Source organism: Scrofimicrobium canadense (assembly GCF_009696615.1).
Taxonomy (GTDB): domain Bacteria; phylum Actinomycetota; class Actinomycetes; order Actinomycetales; family Actinomycetaceae; genus Scrofimicrobium; species Scrofimicrobium canadense.
Window position 1 is genome coordinate 1 of record NZ_VULO01000025.1, and the last position, 3,351, is coordinate 3,351.

The window sequence follows — 3,351 nt, forward strand, 5'->3', positions numbered from 1 at the left end:
GGATCAGCATGGGTGAACGATCCTCGCCTTGGGAAACGGCAGTAACTTAAAGAGTTGAAGCGCATTCCGCCACACAATCCTTGCCTTCTGGGATCGCCGGCTCAGCCATTTGATCCAGCACCACTTCACCCGATGGCGAAACGTCTGTATGGATCGCATATTGCCGCGAATACCGTAGTAGGCAACGTGACCTTGGATCTTACGACTCAACTTCTCATGCTGTTCCCGGATCGGCAGGTGACGATTCCACCGGCACCACTGCGAGATGTGCTTGAGCCCACGCCGAAACCTATCCTTCGCCGTCTTGCGCTTGATAACCAAGAGCCCGCGGCGTGACTTCCCCCAGTAGTGGGTGAAGCCCAGAAAGTCGAAGGTTTCGGCACGCTGCTCACGATACGGGCGGAACCTCACCAGGCGGGTCTTGGTCGGGTGCAGGGTGAGGCCGAAGCGCGCGAAGCGCTTGGGCAGTACTTCCAGCACCTTGCGGGCGTCAGCTTCACTGCTGAATGCGAGCACGGCATCGTCGGCGAAACGTACCTCAAATGCGCGTCCTCGCAGGCGTGGCTTGACGTCTTTCTCAAACCACTCGTCCAGTACATAGTGGAGATAGAGGTTCGCCAGCAATGGGGAAATGACCCCGCCCTGTGGGCTGCCGACTACTCCCTTCTGCCACTGCCCAGCCTCCAGTACTCCGGCCTTGAGCCACTTGCCGATCAGGCGAAGGATCACACCGTCCTTCACTCGTTGCTGCAGAAACGCTCGCAGGTGCCGGTGGTCGATCGTGTCGAAGAAGGCCTTGATGTCCAGGTCGATGACCCAGCCACCTCCCATCGACGACAGGCCGTCCCACACCGTCTTGATGGCCTGGTGTGCCGAGCGCCCCGGCCGAAAGCCGTACGAACAATCCAGGAAGTCATGCTCGTAGAGAGGCTCCAGTAGGGACACCACGGCACGTTGCAGGACCTTGTCTTCAAAGGTGGGAATGCCGATCGGCCGTGTGGTACGCCCATCCCCTTTGGGGATATGGACACGCCGCACCGGCGGCGCCCGGTAACACCCGCTCTTGGCCTCTTCCAGCAAGCGCTGGATATTGATCTCGAAGCCGCGCGCGAAGTCGTCCGCCGTCTGGCCATCAATCCCGACCGCACCGTCATGGCGCGTCATGAGGTAGGCCGTTTTCAGCCACTGGGCGTCGATATGATGCGACAGTGACGTGAAGGCACGCTGCGGAAAACGCTCTGCCAGCGATGCTATCCGCACTTGTTTCGTGGACATGACCTCAGGTTCCTGTGCACCTGTCATGTTGCCCTCGTGCAGTTCTGATGATTGGCCGCCCCTTCCCTCCAGCGGGTCCCGTCGAGTAGGTTCCCCGCCTTCTTCGGTACTATGAGCGACTCCGACTCCCATTACCCCATCTGGCCGGCTCGCTACACTCGCCGTACCGTACCTCCTGAGTGGCTGTTGTTTCGCTCCCATCACCGCCAGTCACTGCAGTGCTGGGCCAGGGAGCTTGGGGGCAGGTGGCTCCCGTACCTGATAGCGTTAGATCGGAGGAGGGAAATGGGCCTCCCAGGTTCCTGGGAAACCCCTGTATGGACATGCCCTGCTCTTCGACCCCGGCGGCCCTTCCCTGCCAAGCCATACGGCAGGGTCGTGTTGCCTTCCAGCATTTGAAAACTGTCGGCGACTGCCACTACCACAATTTCGGGGCTCTATCACACGGCCTATCCACTCGCTGTGTACGCTTCGCAGCGGCGGTTACCCGACACCACGCAACACTCGCTGCCGGCTGGTGGCTAGCCTTGGCCGGGTGGGACTTTCACCCACTGGGTTTCACGACATCCTTTCCACCTTCTCGGTTTCCCGGATGTCCAGGCTTTGCCTGGCGCACTCAAATCTGGTGGATGGCAGTCAGGCGGCAGTCCTGTCTGATTGATCGGTTACCTGCTCCCCATCCTGAAACCGGACGTTGTTCACGACCAGCTCCAGCTTGCTGAACCCCTTGATGCGCTTCCAGCGTTTCTCGGCGCTCTGGAGCAGCTTGAAGACCATCGCCAGGGTCGTCGCCCGGGATCCGCAGTTCCGGCTGCGCTTGCTCCGTAGACGGACCGTGGCGAAGGTCGACTCGATCGGGTTGGTGGTGCGGATATGCACCCAGTGCTCTGCTGGATAGTCGTAGAACGCCAGCAGCTCGTCCCGATCCTTGGCCAGGCACGCCATCGCCTTGGGGTACTTGGCCTCGAAGCGTTTCAACGTGCGATCGAAGGCCTTGTGCGCATCAAAGCGGGTCTCGGCCATCCAGATGTCATGGAGGTCGGCCTTGACCTTGGGCTGCACTGATTTCGGCAGCTTGTTCAGCACGTTAGCGGTCTTGTGGACCCAGCAGCGCTGATGGTCGGTTTCCGGGTAGATCTTGCTCAGCGCCAACCAGAACCCCATGGCACCGTCGCCCACCGCCAGCTTGGGGGCTTGAGTCAGACCGCGCTCTCGCAGCCCCGTCAGCAGCGTTTCCCAGCTGTCTGCCGACTCACGGAAGCCGTCCTCGACGGCCACCAGCTCCTTGCGGCCCTGCTCCGTGACGCCGATGATCACCAGCAGACACAGGCGGTCATCCATGCGCACGTTGCTGTACACGCCGTCGGCCCACCAGTAGACGTAGCGACGGTCTGACAGGTCACGCTGCCGCCACTCGGTATGCTCGTCTTCCCACTGTTTCTTGAGCCGAGACACCGTGTTGGCCGAGAGCCCCTTGGCCTGGTCGCCCAGCAGCGCCGCCAGCGCCTCCTGGTAGTCGCCAGTGGAAATCCCCTTCAGGTAGAGCCAGGGGATCAGTTCCTCGATGCTGCGGGCCCGCTTCAGGTAGGGCGGCAGCAGGCTGCTGTTGAAGCGAGCACCACCGCCGCTGCGGTCACGCACCTTGGGCACCTGCACGCTGACATCCCCAATCCCGGTCTGGACCGTGCGCTCGGGCAGGTAGCCGTTGCGGACCACGGCCTGACGTCCATCGTCGAGCCGCTGATCGGCATACTGCGCCAGGAAGGTGGCCAGCTCGGCCTCGACGGCCTTGGCGATCAGGTCACGGGCACCTCGTCGCAGCAGCTCGTGCAGCGGGTCAGTGACCTGGGGTTCTGGTTGTGAAAGAGCCCGGAGGGTAGAATCGGTCATGGCGTATCCACTCGTGTTGGTTGAGATCTTGGTCGTGATCAATCAACAGGATACGCCACCCTTCCTACCTCCTCCCATACACCAGACTTGAGCTTAACTCGACGTGAAGTAGGTCAACTACGTCGTGGAATGAACGCTTACCCTAGAAACGCGTTTTCAAAATTGGCACTACAAGCGAGATGCAGT

Annotated in this window: 2 protein-coding genes; both read right to left on the minus strand. The window is 61.1% G+C overall.

All coding sequences use genetic code 11. The features are described from left to right. Positions 1–3: 3 nt before the first annotated feature. Positions 4–1,275 (minus strand): group II intron reverse transcriptase/maturase, encoded by a 1,272-nt coding sequence (gene ltrA / locus FYJ24_RS12210; protein WP_062376020.1) that lies wholly within the window; start codon positions 1,273–1,275, stop codon positions 4–6. A 636-nt stretch (positions 1,276–1,911) separates the two neighbouring features. Next, positions 1,912–3,165 (minus strand): IS256 family transposase, encoded by a 1,254-nt coding sequence (locus FYJ24_RS12215; protein ID WP_154487590.1) that lies wholly within the window; start codon positions 3,163–3,165, stop codon positions 1,912–1,914. Positions 3,166–3,351 lie beyond the last annotated feature (186 nt).